General features: G+C 39.4%; 15 protein-coding genes and 1 pseudogene. 7 read left to right on the top strand and 9 right to left on the bottom strand.

Annotated features, from left to right (window positions below; all coding sequences use genetic code 11):
* Window positions 1-145: 145 nt before the first annotated feature.
* The 4 genes and pseudogenes from B3Y13_RS01235 to B3Y13_RS01225 all read right to left on the bottom strand — a co-directional run bounded on the left by B3Y13_RS01235 (window position 146) and on the right by B3Y13_RS01225 (window position 4,935).
* On the bottom strand, window positions 146-1,276 hold the full coding sequence (locus B3Y13_RS01235; protein ID WP_414718182.1) for an ABC transporter ATP-binding protein: 1,131 nt from the start codon (window positions 1,274-1,276) through the stop codon (window positions 146-148).
* A gap of 189 nt (window positions 1,277-1,465) precedes the next feature.
* Window positions 1,466-1,801: pseudogene (locus tag B3Y13_RS09900) on the bottom strand (ATP-binding cassette domain-containing protein); the annotation flags it as partial.
* Window position 1,802: 1 nt separating this feature from the next.
* Window positions 1,803-3,620: an ABC transporter permease gene (locus tag B3Y13_RS01230; RefSeq protein ID WP_296666865.1), complete on the bottom strand. Its 1,818-nt coding sequence runs from the start codon at window positions 3,618-3,620 to the stop codon at window positions 1,803-1,805.
* A gap of 115 nt (window positions 3,621-3,735) precedes the next feature.
* On the bottom strand, window positions 3,736-4,935 hold the full coding sequence (locus tag B3Y13_RS01225; RefSeq protein WP_296692165.1) for a hypothetical protein: 1,200 nt from the start codon (window positions 4,933-4,935) through the stop codon (window positions 3,736-3,738).
* A gap of 342 nt (window positions 4,936-5,277) precedes the next feature.
* Between B3Y13_RS01225 and B3Y13_RS01220 the strand changes: the two genes are divergently transcribed.
* A complete protein-coding gene (locus tag B3Y13_RS01220) occupies window positions 5,278-5,814 on the top strand; it encodes a hypothetical protein (protein ID WP_296692163.1) in 537 nt (178 codons plus the stop codon).
* Between the two features lie 23 nt (window positions 5,815-5,837).
* Window positions 5,838-7,097, top strand: a complete 1,260-nt coding sequence (locus tag B3Y13_RS01215; RefSeq protein ID WP_296692162.1) for a glutamate-5-semialdehyde dehydrogenase — start codon at window positions 5,838-5,840, stop codon at window positions 7,095-7,097.
* A gap of 27 nt (window positions 7,098-7,124) precedes the next feature.
* On the opposite strand, the gene B3Y13_RS01210 is transcribed toward B3Y13_RS01215, so the two are convergent.
* On the bottom strand, window positions 7,125-7,682 hold the full coding sequence (locus B3Y13_RS01210; protein ID WP_296016516.1) for a GNAT family N-acetyltransferase: 558 nt from the start codon (window positions 7,680-7,682) through the stop codon (window positions 7,125-7,127).
* 208 nt (window positions 7,683-7,890) lie between these two features.
* Window positions 7,891-8,133 (bottom strand): hypothetical protein, encoded by a 243-nt coding sequence (locus tag B3Y13_RS01205; RefSeq protein ID WP_296016519.1) that lies wholly within the window; start codon window positions 8,131-8,133, stop codon window positions 7,891-7,893.
* Window positions 8,134-8,201: 68 nt separating this feature from the next.
* Between B3Y13_RS01205 and B3Y13_RS01200 the strand changes: the two genes are divergently transcribed.
* From B3Y13_RS01200 to B3Y13_RS01185, 4 genes are all read left to right on the top strand, one after another.
* Complete coding sequence (locus tag B3Y13_RS01200) at window positions 8,202-8,870, top strand: M15 family metallopeptidase (protein WP_296692159.1); 669 nt, start codon at window positions 8,202-8,204, stop codon at window positions 8,868-8,870.
* Window positions 8,871-9,065: 195 nt separating this feature from the next.
* Window positions 9,066-10,010 (top strand): orotidine-5'-phosphate decarboxylase, encoded by a 945-nt coding sequence (pyrF, locus tag B3Y13_RS01195; RefSeq protein WP_296692155.1) that lies wholly within the window; start codon window positions 9,066-9,068, stop codon window positions 10,008-10,010.
* A gap of 25 nt (window positions 10,011-10,035) precedes the next feature.
* Window positions 10,036-11,844, top strand: coding sequence for a dihydroorotate dehydrogenase (locus tag B3Y13_RS01190; RefSeq protein ID WP_296692153.1), 1,809 nt, complete (start codon window positions 10,036-10,038; stop codon window positions 11,842-11,844).
* Between the two features lie 166 nt (window positions 11,845-12,010).
* Window positions 12,011-12,898 carry a 1-acyl-sn-glycerol-3-phosphate acyltransferase gene (locus tag B3Y13_RS01185; protein WP_296016539.1) on the top strand — a complete coding sequence of 296 codons (888 nt, stop codon included), beginning with the start codon at window positions 12,011-12,013 and terminating at the stop codon, window positions 12,896-12,898.
* A 66-nt stretch (window positions 12,899-12,964) separates the two neighbouring features.
* On the opposite strand, the gene B3Y13_RS01180 is transcribed toward B3Y13_RS01185, so the two are convergent.
* From B3Y13_RS01180 to B3Y13_RS01170, 3 genes are all read right to left on the bottom strand, one after another.
* Window positions 12,965-14,959 (bottom strand): M3 family oligoendopeptidase, encoded by a 1,995-nt coding sequence (locus tag B3Y13_RS01180; RefSeq protein WP_296692150.1) that lies wholly within the window; start codon window positions 14,957-14,959, stop codon window positions 12,965-12,967.
* 39 nt (window positions 14,960-14,998) lie between these two features.
* Complete coding sequence (locus B3Y13_RS01175; protein WP_296666842.1) at window positions 14,999-15,850, bottom strand: undecaprenyl-diphosphate phosphatase; 852 nt, start codon at window positions 15,848-15,850, stop codon at window positions 14,999-15,001.
* A 206-nt stretch (window positions 15,851-16,056) separates the two neighbouring features.
* Complete coding sequence (locus tag B3Y13_RS01170) at window positions 16,057-16,920, bottom strand: alpha/beta hydrolase (protein ID WP_296692147.1); 864 nt, start codon at window positions 16,918-16,920, stop codon at window positions 16,057-16,059.
* A gap of 274 nt (window positions 16,921-17,194) precedes the next feature.
* Here B3Y13_RS01170 and B3Y13_RS01165 point away from each other — a divergent pair, with 274 nt between their 5' ends.
* Window positions 17,195-17,908 carry a 5'-methylthioadenosine/adenosylhomocysteine nucleosidase gene (locus tag B3Y13_RS01165; RefSeq protein WP_296692146.1) on the top strand — a complete coding sequence of 238 codons (714 nt, stop codon included), beginning with the start codon at window positions 17,195-17,197 and terminating at the stop codon, window positions 17,906-17,908.
* Window positions 17,909-17,943: the final 35 nt, after the last annotated feature.

Genomic DNA, 17,943 nt, shown 5'->3' with positions numbered 1-17,943 from the left:
GGGCTTGACCCGATAATCTATTGCACTTTTTTTTGCAAGATTGCTAACCGAGTTTGCTATGCAAACATCGCGGTGTCGAGCACGGCAATGACACTTAAAGTACTGTTCTTATCAGAACTCGACATTAGGGCTAATTAGGACAAAATTATTCAATTTTTCCGTGCGTAATGAGTTTTCCGCTCTTTCTGTCAAAAAGCATTAAGTCGTTGCCGGTAAAATCGAATTTTTGACTGCTTCCAATTTTGAACGTTACACCGCCAAAAACAACACTTGTCAACAAAAACTCGCCAATGCTGATTTTTATTGTCGATTCCATTCCTGTTGGCAACGCTCCACGAATTTCGCCGTCAAATTTCCCATTTTCGGTCAGTTTTATGAATTCTGGACGGACTGCAAGAACAAAGTCGCCGTTTTGAGCCGGCGAATCTTTTTTTGCGGCAAAGCCTTCTTCTTCGTTCACTTTTGCAATGTGATACTTAAAAACTTCGTCCTTGTTCTGTTTTTCAACATAACCTTTTTGTTTTGACTCGTCTTCGAGTTTTTTTGTTGTTTCAACTTCGTCGGCATCTCTGGTTTTGTACCATTTTTCCAAATTGAATTCCTCGCCGTTTTTTGTTTCCGGCTTAAAAATCAATTTTTTGTCGCCAAAGAGCGTAAGTTCAAGTTTGCCGTCTGTCTGTTCACCTTTTGCGTCGATAAAGTTAATAGAAGGATTTCCTACAAAATCGGCAACAAAAAGATTGTTCGGGTGGTTGTAAACGTCGAGAGGAGCATCGTACTGCTGCAAAACACCGTTGTTTATAAGACAGATTTTTGTTGCAAGCGTCATAGCTTCGAGCTGGTCGTGGGTTACATAGACAAAGGTGCTTCCTGTTTCAATATGCAGCCGCTGAAGTTCGTATCGCATTTCTAGCCGGAGCTTTGCATCGAGGTTTGAAAGCGGTTCGTCCATAAAAAGTACGCTTGGTTCTGGAGCAAGTGTTCTTGCGATTGCTACGCGCTGTTGCTGTCCGCCCGAAAGTTCTGCCGGATAGCGGTCCATAAACATTCCGATTTTTACAACGCGGCTTACACGGCGCACTGCAAGGTCAATTTCTTCAGAAGTGAGTTTGCGCGTTTTTGTGAGTATTTTTCCGTTTTGAACCAGAGCAAAATCGTCATTTAAGGAAATTCCTTTTTGTTTGTAATTTTCTTCAATAGTTTTGATTTTTGCTTCGTATTCTTTGCAGAGAGAATTTGCTTTTTCTGACGGGAATTCTTCGTTCTGGAGTTTCATTGCAAATATTTTTTTTGCAGTAAACATCGAAACCGTAAACGTATCAATGATTTTTAAAAGAACTTTTTCTTCATCAATTTTTCCGTCTTTGCCCTTGCAGCCGTTTATCAGTTCAACAAGTTCGACAGAACCGCGCAAAATCTGTGTAATCTGGTCAGAAGTTTTTGCTTCAAAGTCATAAACTGGCAGTTCTTCGGAAATATTGCTCAAACCGAAGGCAATATTTTTGTAAACCGTCATATTTGGCCAGAGCGCGTAATTTTGGAACAAAAATCCTACTTTTCGCTTGTTTGCAGGAATATTTATTCCTTTTTCGCTGTCAAAGACAACAGTGTCGCCAATTTCGATTTTTCCGCTGGTTGGCGTTTCGAGGCCGGCAATCATTCTTAAAGTTGTTGTTTTTCCGCAGCCAGAAGGTCCGAGGAGAGTAACGAATGAATTGTCGTCAATGACAAGATTCAATTTATCAACACCAAAGAATTTTCCCCAGCGTTTTGTAACATTTGTAAGTTTTATCTGCGGCATATCAGTTACCTCCTACACCTTTGTCAATGCTTGCGCCTGTAAGTTTGTTTACCAAAGCGTTAAAAATTAAAATTGTAATAATAAGAATAAGGTTCATTCCGCTTGAGAATGCGTAAAGTCCCATTTCGTCAAAATAATCCATTGCCGTTGTCATAATCTTGAACTGGTCGCACAAAAGCATAAAGAGCGTCAGTTCGCGCAGACAGGTCATAAACGGAAGCAAAAATCCCGAAAGAATCGAGCTTTTTTGAATTGGAATTATGATTCCAAACATTCGCTTTACCCAGGGAATATTTTGAATTATTGCGGCTTCTTCGATTTCTCCGGAAAGTTGCAGCATTGAATTGAGCGAACTTCGGCTTGCAAAAGGAATGTACTTTACCGTTCCAACAAGAATCAATATAAGGAAGGTTCCGCCAATAGAAAGTGCTTTTCCAAAAATTAAGTAGGCTACACCGACAGAAAGAGAAGGCATAAGATAAGGTAAAAATGCCACAGAATTTACATAGGCGGCGCTCTTGCTTCTGCGGTTTTTGCTTACTGCATAGCCGACCAGGGTTCCGATTGTTCCGGCGCAAAGCGCACAGCAGACGGCTACGAACAATTGTCCACAGAAAGATTTCCAGATTTGAACGTTGTGCAAAATTCCGAGCTGTCCAAAAAGTCCGTATTCGCCCAAGGTATCTGAAGTTGTCCACCATTTTGTCGTAAGCATTTCAAAATCGCCTGTTTTTAAGAAACTGTAGTCGCCTGGATTTGGCAGGAATGTTTCAATGGCGAAAGAAATAATCGGATAAATGCTTGTAAAAAGCGTAACTACGATAAAAATAAACGCAATTAAATATTTTCCGACTTTTCCGAGATTTGCTTTTGAAATTTGGCCGGATTTTCCAGTTACGGTTGTAAAATTCTGACGGCTTGAAGTGCTTCTTTGGTTTAAGAGAAGGATTGCAATTCCAAAAACCATCATTATTACTGCAATAACGCTGGCTTCTCCGGCACGGCCAGAACTTAAACCGACATATTTTGTGGAGAGAGTTTCGAGGCTTAAATAATGCGGAACTGGATAGCTTCCCATCGAGCTTCCAAAAACGAGCAAGATTGTCGAGAGAATTGCAGGTTTTACGAGAGGAATTGTTACATGAAGGAAGATTTTCCATTTTGGAGTATCCAGAATTGTTGCCGCTTCTTCGAGGTTTGCGTCCATATTGCGGAAAATTCCACCGATTAAAATATATGCAAAGGCCGCGTAGTGCAGGCCGAGAACTATGCTTGAAGGAAAAATTCCCTGGCACCACCATAAAGGCATTTTTATTCCAAAAAGCGAAGCCAAAAGTCCGTCTGAACCGCCTGTTATGGCATTGCTGTTAAATGCGTTTCTCCAGACCATGGCAAGCGTCCACTGTGGCATAATGTAAGGGAAAATAAAGATTGCGCTAAGATATTTTTTGAATTTTAAATTTGTCCGGGTGATTAAATATGCAAAAAGACCGCCGTAAAAAATTGCAATAAGGCAGGCAAAAACAGAAAGAAGAACAGTATTTAAAAGTGGTGTCCATAAATTTGCTTTTGCAAGACGGCCAGTAAAAAGATCAATCCAGTTGTAGAAAGTCATTTGACCTTCTTTTAAACCGGTTTTTAAGGAATCGACTGTTCCTGCATGAACTGCCACCGTATCTTGAATCAAATACAGGATTGGAGCAATTGTTGTTACAGAAAGAACAATTCCGCATAAGAGAAGAATTACATTTTGTGGTTTGTAAAAAAATGTTTTTATTTTGTTGAGCTTCAGCTGGGTCTGAAGATTGTTGTTTGCCATAGGAAGCACCTCCAGCTTAAAAAGTTGACTCCATAAAGGTTAGAGAGCCTGTCAAAACGGGTATTTGTATTTTGACAGGCCCTGCTTTCGCTTTGTGACAAAAAGAGGCTAAAACTTATTTGCGGTTTGCACGTGTAATGTCAATCCAATCGCCGAGGTCAACTGAAACTTCGGCACAATATTTTGGATCTTCGATTACGAGCTCACCGCCGTTTTCTGCAGCCCACCATTCAAAGCCTCTGTCGTTTTTAGCAGGGAATTCGTTTCCGCCGGCTGTGCTGTGATGGAATTTTGCTTCGTTTTCTGCTGCAAGAACAGGGTTTGCAGAGTAACCGCCCATGTCTTTTCCCCAGGCTGTAAAACCGTCAAGCTTTGTAACCATGTAAGAAATAAACGCGCAGGCAGTCCATGGATATGGAGAAGAATCCATAACTTCGAGATAGTGACTGTATCCGTAACCACCGATTCCGCTGTAGCCTTCTTCGTAAGCTGCGACAGAAATATTTTTTACAGAAACGTCAGCTGTTTCGGCAACTGAACGGAGCTTAGAATAAACGATGAGCGCAAATTCGCCGGCAGCAGAAGTTTTTACAATGCTGTTGCAGATTGGACCGTCGTCTGTTTCTTCGTTGTAGTTTTGTACCCAAAGTTTAGTGTAAGCAAGACCGTATTTTGCATTTTTTGATTCAAGACCAAAGTTTTCTGCAAGCTTTGCACATTCATCAATTACGGAAGTAAACTGAGCCTGTTTTTCGGCCGGCAGTTTATCAAATGCATTTTTGAGCCAGGTTGCGTATTTGTCGGCAGTGAGCATATAAAGGAAGTTTTTGCCGACAAGTTCAGAATTTACGCCCATGAAAAGACCATGTGTTCCTGGAGCAACAAAATCCCAGCAGTTTGTAAATTTTACTCCGTTCAAATGGTTGTACATAAAAATTTTATTCAAAGTCTGCAAAGGAAGAAGTTCTGGATAGTCTTTTTTTGCAAGTTTGTTTGCTTCTGCCCATTCTTTTGGAATAAATGTGCGGAGAACTCCAGTGTCCATCATCTTGCTTTGAATTTGGTTTCCGTCCTGAATAAGTGTCATAAAATATTCAGGATTTGCGCTTTTGTAGTCAACATTGAGAGTTGTAAAGATTGAATTGTTTTTTGGCTGTGACCATTCAATTTTTCCTGCGTAGCTTGAATCAAGCGACTTGAGATATTTGATGAATGAGGCTCCGGCAGTTTTTCCGCGGCTAGAGTTTCCAATTCCCTTTAATGTGGCATTTTTTGATTCTTCGATTGCCTTTTGGCAAAGTTCATCAAAAGTCATATTTTCTGCCTGAGAAATAATTTCCTGAACGGCAGATTTTTTTGTCTGAGATTTATTGCACGAAGCAAAACCGAACAGCGTAATAGCAGCTGCCGAAAGAATAAATAAAGATTTTTTTATTTGAGAACCTCCGGTAAAAACTCAATGCGAAAAATTAATTTTCGATTTGATTTTTTAGTGACGATGAAGTTTGCAACGCAAACCTTACACGTAAGTGCACTGTCAGAATGACAAAAGTTAATTTAACTTTATTGATATATTTTGAGACTGAATTTGCGAACTGTCAAATTTTCATTTTTGTTGCACTTGAATAGGTAAGCCGAAAAATTATAAAATTGTTATATGACAAAATCTAATTTGATTGGCGAATTTGTAGAGCCAGAAATTATCAGTGCAGTTGAAAAAATAAAAGATGTTGCAGACATTCAGGAAGTGAATTCTCTTGCAGTAACAATTTCCAGACTGTTTAGCGCAGAAAAAGTTTTTGCAGAAATTCTTGCTGGTAATGATGACTCAAAGCTAATTTCTTCATTTAAAAAAAATCTTACGCTTTTGATTCAAAAAACTTGGGTTGAAAAAGACGATGAAACTGTAAAAGAGCAAGTTTTGTATAATTTGGAGCAGTTCTGCGCTTATATCGAAGCCGGAAAATATGCAGATGAATACAGCCGTTTTGGTCATATTTTGTCTGACGTTGTTTACTTGATGTTTGGGCCGACTTCAAAAGAACCAATATTTGAAGAATATTCTTTGCGTATTGATCCTGAGTTTGGAGTTTTTTGGTGGTATATTCAAAATCTTCCGGAAAAAGCAAATTTTTCTGACCAGAAAAGCCGCGCGCTTCTTTTGCTTGGAATGTATTTTCTTGCAAATTACTAAAAATTTTATCGGATGATTGATTTATGGATATTGAAAAAATAACAGCCAGCTTAAAAAACGCTTCATCTAAACTTGCGTTGCAGACTGCGAGTCAAAAAAATGAGGCTTTGCTGAGCGTTTCTAGTTCAATAGAAAAAAATCGAAAAATCATTCTTGAAGCAAATGCTCTTGATGTAAAAAATGCACGCGAACGCGGAATGAGTGAAAGTCTTGTAGAAAGGCTTTCGCTTGATGACAAAAAAATTGATTCAATAATTGACTCGTTTAAATTGATAATAAGCCAGACCGATCCTGTTGGAGAAGAAATTGCCGGCTGGAAAACTCCTGCTGGCATGACGATTCGGCAGGTTCGTGTTCCGCTTGGAGTTGTTGCAATTATATACGAAAGCCGCCCGAATGTAACGGCTGATGCCTTTGCTCTTGCGTACAAAAGCGGAAATTCAATTCTTTTGAGAGGCTCTTCTTCCGCAATAAATTCAAATCTTGCCCTTGAAAAAGCGATAAAACAAGGCTTAAAAAATGCAAAAAATGGAATAGATGAAGCAATTTCGCTCGCTCCGTGCAAGAATCATGAGGAAGTTGAACAGATTTTGACAGCGGTTGGAAAAGTTGATGTTGCTCTTCCTCGTGGCGGCGCAAAGCTCATAAATATGGTTGTTCAGACGGCGAAAATTCCTGTAATTCAAACAGGAGCGGGAATTTGCCATCTTTATGTTGACGAAAGCGCAGATCTTGAAATGGCGTTAAATATTGCCTGGAACGCAAAAACTCAGCGTCCAGGAGCCTGCAACGCAATAGAAACAATTGTCGTAAACGAAAAAATCTTAAATCAGTTTATTCCAAGACTTGTCGAAAAATTTGCCGGTAAAGTTGAATTGAGGCTGGACGAAAAATCGTATAAATCTGTCCAAAATGTACAAAATTCTGCGAAAATTAAAAAAGCCGCAGACGAAGACTTTGGCTTTGAATTTTTAGACTTTATTTGTTCTGTAAAAACTGTTTCCGATTTGGACGAAGCGATTGATTTTATAAATTCCTACAACACAAAACATTCAGAATGTATTGTTACGAACAACCGCCAGAATTCGCGCATTTTTCAGTCAAAAATCGATGCTGCCTGCGTTTATGTAAATGCAAGCACTCGCTTTACTGACGGTGGAGAATTTGGTTTTGGCGCGGAACTGGGAATAAGCACTCAAAAACTGCACGCCCGCGGACCTATGGGAATCAAAGCCCTTACGACGACAAAATATCTGATTGACGGCGACGGGCAAATTCGCTAGAAAGTCCTTGAAAAAATCAAAAAACGCTTAATCGACAGATTTTAACATGACAATTCCGTCAGAAGCGCTTTTCTTTAATGACGGAAAAAAGTCTTTGATAGTGCGGAGTTCTTTAAATCCCAATTTTTCGTAAAGGTGTCTTGCGCCGTGCCATTCTTCGTTTACAAGAAGAATAATTTGTTTTATTTGAGGAAATGCTCCGCAGATTGAATCCAGGCAGCCGGTTAAAAATGGTTCGGCGAGTTTTTTGCCCTGAAAAGCCGGCAAAAGTGCAAATGACGAAAAATATAAAACTGAGCCGTTCGGATCGTGTGTCTTTTCGGCGGAATGTCCGAGCATAAAAATATTGTCTGTTTTAGGAACGCACGGCCAGATTTCGCTCGTAAAATAACCTGCGGTAAGAGGTTTGCCGTTTTCGAGAACTGTTTCTGGAGAATTGTCAGAAAGTATCAGAAATCCTTCAGGAAAGACACGTAGGCGTTCTTCAAATGTTGCTTGTTTTTCTTGAATTGCCGGAATAAACGCCGCATGTTCAATTTTTAAAATGTCAGGAATGTCAAAACTTTTAGCTGGAAAAATCTTCATAGCTGAATTGTACAAGAAAAAAAAAATTGTGCAAACTGACAAAAAACAGCTATTTAATATCAAATTGTGGTACAATGTTCAGGTTCTGTAAAAAATTATTTTCTGTTTTTTTTCGGGATGCGAGATTTGTTTTGAATAAAAAAAAGAGTTTATTTTTGCTTGCGCTTCATTTTTGATTTTTTTTGCAATAGAATGTTGGAATGTTTTTTTACGGATTTAAAAGTTGAAGAACTTCGATTGAGTCGCGGAGCGGCGAAATTCCGAGCATGGCCTCGTTTACGAGCTGGCCGTAACTGTAAAAATGCTTTGCTGGAAGAAATTCTTCGCCAAAAGAAATGTAGGATTTTCCGGCATTGTCGATTCCGTAGCCGAGTTTGTAGCGGATGCCGCGGTAGAGAAGTTCCATTTCTTTTTTGACTTCGATGTTTTTTCTAAAAACTGTTTCTTGCATGGAAAAATTATAACAAAATGAAAAAAAATTTAATATTGCTGAGCTTTGCTTTTATTTTTAGTTTTTGTATGGCGCAGAATTTTAATTCAAATGATTCTGAATTTTCTTTGAATAAAGCGGAAAAAATTGAATTGAACGAAAATTTTGTTTTGGATAGGGAATTTTACGTTTCTAAAATAAGCGATTCTGTTTTTGAAAAAATAAATGGAAAAAGTTTTAAGAAGAACTGCACATTTCCGCGCGAAAATCTGCGGATTCTTCATCTTTTGCACAAGAATTTGTCTGGACAAACTCTCGTAGGCGAATTGATTTGCAACGAAAAAATTGCAGAAATTCTTTTGAAAATTTTTAAGGAACTTTATGTTTCTGATTATCCGATTGAAAAAATCCGCTTGATAGATGAATACGATGCCGACGACGAAAAAAGCATGGCGGATAATAACTCGTCTTGTTTTAATTTTAGGTTTATAAATTTTACAAAAAAAGTTTCAAAACACGGTTCTGGACTTGCGGTTGATATAAATCCGCTCTACAATCCGTGCGTAAAAAACATAAAAGGAAAAATTAGCGTTGAGCCGGCGAATGCTGCTGATTTTGTGGACAGGACTGGGAATTTTTCTTATAAAATTGACCATAATGACCTTGCCTATAAAGTTTTTACAAAAAATGGTTTTGAATGGGGCGGAGACTGGCAGGGCGTAAAAGATTATCAACATTTTGAATGGCCTGGAGAATAAAACGCGTTAAGGATGGAAGCCGCGGAGCGGTTCGGACACGCTTGCGTGGCTGAACGGAAAAATTGCGAAGCAATTTTATAACGCGACAGCCTGCCCGGAATCCTGGTTACAGGGTTCCGGAACGCCCGTTCTTTAAATCATATCGAAAATTTGCTAAACTGTTTATGTTTTATTTTTTGAACGAGGTGTTTTTTTATGAATCACAATATGCAGATTTTACAGGAAGCTGCGGCAAAATACGGGCCTCTTTGCGTTGGTCTGGACACTGATCCTTCTTATATTCCGGTTCCGCTGTTAAATGTTTTTGGTTCTAAGACTGAGGCGGTTCTTGCTTACAATAAAGAAATTATTAAGAGAGTTGCCGCTGAAAAATCTGCATGCTGTTTTAAAATTCAGATTGCTTATTATGAGGCGATGGGGCTTGAAGGTTTAAAAGTTTACGCAGAGACAATCAAGGCTGTGCACGAAGCCGGTTTTATTGCAATCAGTGACATTAAACGCGGTGATATTGCTGACACTGCAAAAGCATATGCGCGCGCTCATTTTTCTGGCGAATTTGAAAGCGACATAATTACTGTAAATCCTTATATGGGTTTTGATACTTTAAAGCCTTTTACTGAATATTGCGCGCCTCATACTGCCGAATCAAAAATTGCAACTGGTTCAAAAGGAATTTTTGTTCTTTTGAGAACTTCAAATCCTGGAATGGTTGATATTGAGCAGCAGGAATTAAAAAATGGCGGCCGTGTTCTTGACCGTACTGGATGCGAATTAAAAAGAATTGCCGCTGAATTTGAAAAAAATTATCCTGGACAGACTTGTTCGCCTGTTGGCGCGGTTGTTGGCTGTACAGAAGAAAGCGATGCTCGTGCGCTTCGCAATGCTTATCCTGAAATTTTCTTTTTGATTCCTGGATATGGCGCTCAGGGCGGGGCTGCAAGAATTGCGGCTGCTTTGCTCGATAAAGCCGGCGGCACTGTAAATTCAAGCCGCGGTATTTTGTGTGCCTGGAAAAAAGCTCCTGAGCTTGCTGATAAAGTTGAAAGCGGAAATCTCTGCTTAAAGGAAATTGCTGATGCTGCTGGAAATGCCTGCGTTGCCGCAAAACTCGACTTGCTCAATGCAAAAAACAATCTTTAAGGTTTTGTAAGCGAGGTTAAAATTTATGCCGGAAATAAAAAATTGTGCTGGAGAAACGTATCCTGTTTTTGCTACAGGTAAGGTAAACGGATGTTCAATTGTGCAGTCTGCCGTCCCATACGGAAGCGTCTGGTATTTGAAAGTGAATGTGGCGGGAATAAACGGCGGAAATGCGATTGTTCCAATTCCCGGTCAGTTTTATATGTTGCGCTCTGTGCGTTCGGGGCTTTTGCTCGGCCGTCCAATTAGCGTTTATAATTCGCGCAAAATTTCTGACAGAAATGTGAGCATTGAATTTTTAATTCTCTTAAAAGGAAGTGGATCTAAAGAGCTTGTTACTCTTGAAAGCGGAGATGGAATTGAACTTCTTGGTCCTCTTGGAAACAATTGGCCGGTTCCTGCAGAAAATTCGAAAGTGTTGTGTGTTGGCGGCGGAGTTGGAGTTGCGCCTGTTGCAGGTTTTGCAATAACCCTTCCTAAAAAATCTTATGATTTTGTTGCCGCATTTAAAAGCGGTTCTTACGGACTTGATTATATTTTTCCGGAAAAACTTACGATTACGACAGATGATGGTTCGGTTGGAATTAAAGGCATGGTAACTGCCGCAATTGACAGCGAAAGCGTAAAAAAATACGATGCGGTTTATGCCTGCGGTCCTACGCCTATGCTTGCGGCTGTTCAAAAAATTTGTGCCGATGCTGGTGTAAAATGCTGGCTTAGCATGGAAAACAGAATGGCATGCGGTGTTGGCGCGTGTCTTGGCTGTACAATTCACACAAAAGAAGGAAATAAGCGCTGTTGCAAAGACGGCCCTGTCTTTGATGCGGAAATTTTGGATTTTTCGAAAATTGATTCGCCTGTAACTTCTCAGAGGATGGCAAGACGCGAACCTCTTTCTAAAAACGAAGAGCCTGATTTGAGCGTAAAAATTGCCGGAGTTGAATTTGCAAATCCTGTTTTTGCTGCGAGCGGAACTTTTGGCTACGGAAGTGAATATTCGACAGTTCTCGATGTTGATTCTCTTGGCGGAATTTGTTCAAAAGGACTTACTTTGGACGGTCAGCCTGGAAATTTCGGAGTTCGCCTTATTGAAACTCCAATGGGACTCATAAATTCTATCGGACTTGAAAATCCTGGAATAAAACACTTTATTGAAAATGAATTGCCGTTAATGCAGAAATTTAGGGCAAAGACAATTGTCAATTTGAGCGGAAAAAGTCCTGAAACCTATGTTGAAGGGGCAAAATTGCTGGATAAAACAGACGCTCCAATGATTGAGTTGAATATCAGTTGTCCGAACGTAAAAGCCGGCGGCATGGCGTTTGGAATGGAACCAAAAGCCGCGGCATCTGTCGTAGAAGCTGTCCGCAAAGCAACAAAAAAGCCGCTTATGGTAAAACTCAGTCCGAATGCGCCTGATTTGATTGGAGTTGCAATGGCCGTAAAAAATGCAGGCGCCGACGCAATCAGCCTTGTAAACACTTTTCAGGCAACGGCAATAAACATTGAGACCGGCCGTCCTTATTTTGAAAATATCCGTGCTGGTTTTTCGGGGCCTGCTGTAAAACCAATTGCCCTTCGCATGGTTTATGATTTATGTCTTGCAATGAATAAACTTCCGGAAAACGAAAGAATTCCTGTAGTTGGACTTGGCGGAATTTCGTGCTGGCAAGATGCAGTTGAATTTATCATGGCAGGAGCTAGCGCTGTAGAAGTTGGAACTGCAACTTTTGGAAATCCGCTTGCAATGACAGAAATCTTAAAAGGAATCAGGAATTTTATGGCAAAAAAAGGTTATAAAACGCTTGATGATTTTAGAGGTTGCGCGCTTTAGTTTTGGCAAGTATTTTTAGAATGCTGGCTGTCCTTGCAAAAACTATACTTTAAAACTAGAATTAAAATGACATTTCTAAATTTTCAATTGTTCTGAAATGTCAAAAATACTTAAAAAAGGCAAAGATGCCGGTTTTGGCGAGCCTGTACTTTATTGAGAGGAAAAAATGGCTTCGATTCGTGAACGCTATGGAGATAAGTTTAAGGAACTTGCAAATTTTTCGCATGCTGCCGCAAAAATTGATACGACAAATGTTTATCAAAAGGCAAATCCTAACACAAAAAAACTGATGGACAAGTTGATTTCGGACAATATGGCAGAAGGAAGCCGTCTTGAAGGTGTAGAAAACTTTAAGGCATTTTTGGCTGCAATTAAGTCTGGAAAAAGCGGACTTATCTTGATGGAACATTATGCAAATACCGACTTGCCTGGTCTTATCTGGCTTCTTGAAAATTCTGACGATCCTGACTGCCGCGAGCTTGGTGGCAAAGTAGTTGCGATTGCAGGAATGAAACTCAACGAAGCAGATCCTATGGTTCGTGCCTTTGCTGAAAGCTTTACACGGGTTGTAATTTATCCGACACGTTCGCTTGATTCAGCTACAAAAACTGCTGCCTCTCAGGAAGAAATCGAAGCAGAAACAAAAAAGGCCCGTGCAATCAATCTTGCCGCAATGCACGCAATGGACAAATGCAAGCGCAACGGAGAAGCGATTCTTGTTTTTCCTTCAGGAACTCGCTATCGCCCTGGAAAACCAGAAACAAAACGCGGCTTAAAAGAAATCGACAGTTATCTGAGAATGTTCGACGTTATGCTTTTGGTTTCTATCGACGGAATGATTTTAAAATTCAATCCAGACAACATGAACGATATGCTCGCCGATGAATGTGCTCCAGCGGTTTGCATTTACAAGGCAAGTCCTCTAATCGAATGCAAGCCTTTCCGTAAAGAATATCTTGCTTCTTTGCCGGAAGACTGTCCGGATCCAAAACAGGCTATGATTGACCACGTTATGGAATATCTGGAAAAACAGCACAACGAAATAAAAAAATAAATATCGGTTAAAAAACGTAGGACTTCCAGACTTTTATAAAGCAATTTTTGCTTTGGAAGTTCTACGTTAATTTTTTTTATTTAGAATTTCGGCACGCTGTAAAAGTCCCATTTTTTTTGCAGGTTTTTCGGTTTTTGCCGGAATTTCAATTTTTTCTGCTGTATCAGCTTCATAAACGGTTTTTGGAGAACTTCCTGCTTTTACGGTTACGGCAGTTGATTTTCCTTTGCAAAGTTCAATAAATTCGCTGATTCTTGAAGAATAGAATTCAATTCCGGATTTCCAAAAATCTATGCTTGTAATATCAAATCCTGCTTTTTTGCACAATTCCTCGCAGTTCATGCTTCCTGTCAAACTTAAAATTTGTCTGTAAGTTTCTGCAAAGCTTTTTCCTTCTTTTAAATATCTTTGATAAAGCGCAACCGCAAAAAGCTGTCCAAACGCATACGGAAAGTTGTAAAAATCAAGGCCAGTCGAATAGTAATGGCTTTTTACCGCCCACATATATTCGTGGCGTTCGGAATTTAAGCCTTTTCCGTAAGATTTTTCCTGGGCTTCGCGCATAATTCTGCAAAAATCCTGAGCGTTTAATTCGCCTTTTGCGCGTTCTTCAAAAACATTTTTTTCAAAATAAAAGCGGCATAAAATATCGACAAGAACTTGGCTTACGTCCTGCAAATCGAGGTCTAAAAGCTGCAGCCGGTCTTTTTCGCCGCATTTTTTGAGCATATCTTGTTTTACGATTGTTTCTGCAAAGGTTGAAGCAGTTTCTGCAAGCGTCATTGGGTAACAGAAAAAATCAACGGACTTTCCTTTTAAGCAGGAAAAATGGTAAGCGTGGCCGATTTCGTGGGCAAGAGTTACAATGTCGCTAAAACTGCCTGTAAAATTTGTCATAATTCTGCTTTGGTGGCCAAGTGCAAAATCTTCATCGTATGCTCCGCCGACTTTTCCGGGGCGGACTTCTGCATCAATCCAGTTATTTTGGAAAACTTTTTTTGCAAAATTTCCCATATCTTCCGAAAAACTGCTGTAGCGTTCGATAACGTAATTTTCGGCTTCTTCAAAAGTCCAGGTTTTCGAAAGCAGGGAATTTGCATTTTTGCTTTGGTCTTGTTCAAAAACTTCCATTGGCGCAAAAAGGTCGTAAAAAGCCAGTCCTTTTTCTGCTTTGCCGTTTATGTATTTTGGCGTGCTTGCCGTAAGATTGTTTTTTCGTAAAAAATCCGCCTTTGCGTTAAAATATTTTCGCCATTCCGGAAGACTTTTTTCAATCGCCTTGATCAAGGCATTTAGCGTTTTTTTGTCCATTCGGCTCGAAAAAAGAGTGCGGTCAACTGGTTTTTTCCATTTTCGCTGCTTGTTGAGGGTTAAAGTTTCGCCTTTTAAATTGTTCAGACAGGCAGCCAAAGCGATTTCGTTTTGTTTTAAGAGCGAAAGTTCTTTTTCGTAGGAAGATTTTCTTAATTTTGAATCTGCCGAATAAGCATCGTTTCTAAGCTCGTTAAAGGTTTTTCCGTCTGTGTCTTTTAGATTTGAAATTATTTGCTCGTGCAGCCTGTCCCATGCATCTCCTCCGGTGCGTTGCAAGGAGCCGGCCAAATTTTCCTCTTTTGCGGACATTTTATGCTTTGATTCTGCAATTTCTTCTTCGATTAAAAAACGCTGTCCGCAATATTCTGGAAACCGTTCAAAAAATTCATCGAGTTTTTTAGAATTTTTTACGAGAATTGTCTTAAAATCAATATCGATTTTTTTTAGGCGTAGAGCGAGCTCATCAATTAAAGAAATATTGTTTAAAAAAACGGTGTTTGTTGTGTCAACTGAATAAATTATGTAAGCATAGGCTCCAAGGCTTTGAGAGAGTTCGAGAACTTCTTTTTTTGCGTCAAGAAAGCCCTTTAGCCAAAAGCAAAAATTAAACCGGCTGGAAGTTTTTATAAGATTTTCGAGTTTTTCCATGCCGGTTTTGTAATTATCAAGAGCCGATTTATATTCGGGACTTTCGATAGAAGAAAAAATTGAATCTAAATTCCATCTAGGCGCGTTTAATTTATTCATAGAATGAGTTTAACACAAATTCATTCTATTTTAAAAGATTTAAAAGAAAATCAAGCCCGCAATTCCAAGAGGAATCAAATAAGCTGCAAACCATTCAAGCTTGCCTTTTTTTATCAATTTCATTAAAAAAGCGAGAGAAATGTAACCTGCCGCAAAAGCCGAAACAAATCCAAATATAACGGGCAAAAGTCCTACAGAAGAGCCAAGTTCACCTAAATCCTTTGCTTCGAGCACAAATGCTCCTAAAATTGCAGGAATGCTTACGATAAAAGAAAATTCTCCTGCGCTTTGCCGGTCAATTCCTGCAAGCTGTGCTCCGGCAATTGTTGAACCTGAACGGCTGATTCCCGGCAAAGTTCCAATCCCCTGCATCAAACCGATAAAAAGCGACTGAAAAACGCCGATTCCCTTTTTTTCGCTGCTCAAAATTTCGGCGCTGCGGTTTTTTTTCTGCCAGAAACTGCTAAAAATCAAGAGTGCCGCTGTAACAAGAAATCCTGCGCAGGTAAATTTAATTGGCATTTCTGGAATCAGTTTTGAACTTAAAATGCCCAAAATTCCTGTTATAAAAGTTGTGCAGATAATTGCAACAATTGTTTTTCGGCCGAGAATGTCGTTTCCAGAAAGCAAATCTTCCGGATCGTTGTCAGAATTTAGCGGCCGGCGCGCAATCCAGCGTCCAAAGCAGCATAAAAGTTTCCAGATTTTTGCACGGAAAAAAATAACAACGGCAAGCAAGGTCGCAAGGTGAAGAATTACATCGTACAAAAGAGGCACATCGTCCAGCTTAAAAAGAAATTGAGCTACGGCAAGGTGTCCGCTCGACGAAATAGGCAAAAATTCAGCAATTCCCTGTAAAATTCCAAGCAAAATCGACTGTAAAACTGACATTTTTTAGATCTCCAGATTTTTTGTTTTGGCAACTCTAAAAGAAAAAATTTCAGAGGCGTTTTTATTTTATAGAAAAAAAAGTTTTTTGTTTAGGTAATTTTAATTTTTATTTTAATCCGGGCGGCTTTTTACTCCGCTTTGCTGCGTAAAAACCGGGCTATTCGCCATTATCATTCTAAAAAAAATCGGGTAAATTCCCCGTTTTTTTAGAACGCCTTCGGCGTGGCTGCTATCCCTGCCGCAGACATTATAAAATTTACAAACATTTGTGGCCAAATTTGTGCAGGAGTGTTTTCTGCAAGCGCAAGTCCGTGTTCACCTTCCTTAAAAAGGTGATACTCAAATTCAATTCCGGCATCTTTCAGGCTTTTTGCAAAAACCAATGTGTTTTCTGCCGGAACTGCCTTGTCTGTGCGCGTGTGCCAGACAAAAGTTTTAGGAAAATCTTTGGAAATGTGTTTTTCGAGAGAAACGGCATCGCGGATCAGTTCTTCAGAATTTTTGTTTTCCGGATTTTGAGTGAATGTCTTTTTGCAAAGTTCAATGCGTTCATCTTCCGTTAAATTTTCGGTTAGACGCTGTATTGAGCCTTCGTGGCAAATTTTTTTGTCGGCAGAAATTACCGGATAGCAAAGGCATAGCGCGTCTGGCCGCGTCTGCTCTGGCAGCAAAGTTTTACCGTCGAGAGTAAGATTTTGCAAAAGGGGAGTATTCCAAAAGCAGCCAAGGCTTGCGCAAAGGTGTCCGCCCGCGCTGAATCCGCAGAGATAAATTTTTTGAGGATCGATATTCCATTCATCGGAATTTTTCTTAATAAAGGCAACAGCTCTTGCCAGGTCAAAAAGCGCTTCAGGAAATTTGAACGGTGCAAGCGTGTAGTAAAGCACTGCTGACGAAAATCCCAAAGAATTCCAAAAAAGAGCAATGGTTTCCTGTTCTTTTTTTCCAAAATGATTGTATCCGCCGCCAGGGACAACTAGAATAAAAGGATTTTTTTTCTGATTTTTTAAAATATAAGGAGCGACACAGGCTTTTGAAGGCGGACATAATTCAATTTTTTCATGATTCATAATAATATTATAAAAGGCGGTTTAAAAAGAAAAAAGGGCTACTGAAGGAGGAAAAAAGTAGCCCTTTGTAAATTGTTTTTTGTTATATTTCTTGCTGCTGATAATAAAATATAACTTTGCAGGATTTTATGCAATTGAGTTTTAAGAAAAATTGCTGAAAAATCGCTAAAATAACGCATTTTTTATGAAAAAGGTTGAAAACTTTACGGTTTTATTGAAAAATATCTGAAAGTTTTGCAGTTTTTACGGTAATTTGAAATTTATGGAGGCTAAAATGGAAAAAATTGGAATTATTGGTGCAATGCAAATTGAAATTGACTGGCTAAAAAATTTAATGTCAAAAGAAGGTTCGCCAAAAACTGTTTGTGCCGGCGGTCTTGATTTTGAAACTGGAAAAATTCATGGAAAAGAAGTTGTTGTCGTTCGTTCCGGAGTTGGAAAAGTAAACGCCGCATTGTGCGCTCAGAGGCTTGTTCTTCAATTCAACTGCACAAACGTAATCAATACGGGAATTGCCGGAGCTATGTCGGAAGGCCTTGGAGTTTTGGATTTTGTAGTTTCGAGCGATGCTGTTTATCACGATATGGATGCGACAGGATTTGGTTACAAAATAGGTCAAATTCCGCAAATGCCTGTTTATTCGTTCGAGGCAGACAAAAAAATGATTCTTGCTGCAAAAAAAGCATTTGAAAATTGCGAAGAATTAAAAGGCCATAAAATGATTGAAGGAAGAATTGCCACAGGCGACCAGTTTATTTCTGAAAAAGCTCTCAAGGCAAAAATTGCGGAAAATGTTTCTCCTGCGTGTGTTGAAATGGAAGGTTGTGCAATTGCTCAGGCTTGCTGGCTCAATAAAACGCCTTTTGTAATTATCCGGTGCATGAGCGATATGGCGGACGATTTAAGTTCAAATGGCTATGAATTTAATGAAGGAGTTGCCGCTCAATTGAGTGCTCAGGTAGTTGAAAAACTTATTGAAGCAATATAAAATCTCGCTATTAAAGAATTTTTTTCCTTAATAAA

It is taken from the genome of Treponema sp. UBA7567 (assembly GCF_002476655.1).
In the GTDB taxonomy this organism is placed as follows: domain Bacteria; phylum Spirochaetota; class Spirochaetia; order Treponematales; family Treponemataceae; genus Treponema_D.
This window is presented reverse-complemented; position numbering and strand designations above follow the sequence as displayed.

Excerpts from the sequence above, each read along its gene's own strand:
- B3Y13_RS01235 (WP_414718182.1), bottom strand. The coding sequence starts at position 1,276 with ATGAAACTCCAGAACGAAGAATTCCCGTCAGAAAAAGCAAATTCTCTC.
- B3Y13_RS01230 (WP_296666865.1), bottom strand. The coding sequence starts at position 3,620 with ATGGCAAACAACAATCTTCAGACCCAGCTGAAGCTCAACAAAATAAAA.
- B3Y13_RS01225 (WP_296692165.1), bottom strand. The coding sequence starts at position 4,935 with ATGACTTTTGATGAACTTTGCCAAAAGGCAATCGAAGAATCAAAAAAT.
- B3Y13_RS01220 (WP_296692163.1), top strand. The coding sequence starts at position 5,278 with ATGACAAAATCTAATTTGATTGGCGAATTTGTAGAGCCAGAAATTATC.
- B3Y13_RS01215 (WP_296692162.1), top strand. The coding sequence starts at position 5,838 with ATGGATATTGAAAAAATAACAGCCAGCTTAAAAAACGCTTCATCTAAA.
- B3Y13_RS01210 (WP_296016516.1), bottom strand. The coding sequence starts at position 7,682 with ATGAAGATTTTTCCAGCTAAAAGTTTTGACATTCCTGACATTTTAAAA.
- B3Y13_RS01205 (WP_296016519.1), bottom strand. The coding sequence starts at position 8,133 with ATGCAAGAAACAGTTTTTAGAAAAAACATCGAAGTCAAAAAAGAAATG.
- B3Y13_RS01200 (WP_296692159.1), top strand. The coding sequence starts at position 8,202 with ATGGCGCAGAATTTTAATTCAAATGATTCTGAATTTTCTTTGAATAAA.
- pyrF (WP_296692155.1), top strand. The coding sequence starts at position 9,066 with ATGAATCACAATATGCAGATTTTACAGGAAGCTGCGGCAAAATACGGG.
- B3Y13_RS01190 (WP_296692153.1), top strand. The coding sequence starts at position 10,036 with ATGCCGGAAATAAAAAATTGTGCTGGAGAAACGTATCCTGTTTTTGCT.
- B3Y13_RS01185 (WP_296016539.1), top strand. The coding sequence starts at position 12,011 with ATGGCTTCGATTCGTGAACGCTATGGAGATAAGTTTAAGGAACTTGCA.
- B3Y13_RS01180 (WP_296692150.1), bottom strand. The coding sequence starts at position 14,959 with ATGAATAAATTAAACGCGCCTAGATGGAATTTAGATTCAATTTTTTCT.
- B3Y13_RS01175 (WP_296666842.1), bottom strand. The coding sequence starts at position 15,850 with ATGTCAGTTTTACAGTCGATTTTGCTTGGAATTTTACAGGGAATTGCT.
- B3Y13_RS01170 (WP_296692147.1), bottom strand. The coding sequence starts at position 16,920 with ATGAATCATGAAAAAATTGAATTATGTCCGCCTTCAAAAGCCTGTGTC.
- B3Y13_RS01165 (WP_296692146.1), top strand. The coding sequence starts at position 17,195 with ATGGAAAAAATTGGAATTATTGGTGCAATGCAAATTGAAATTGACTGG.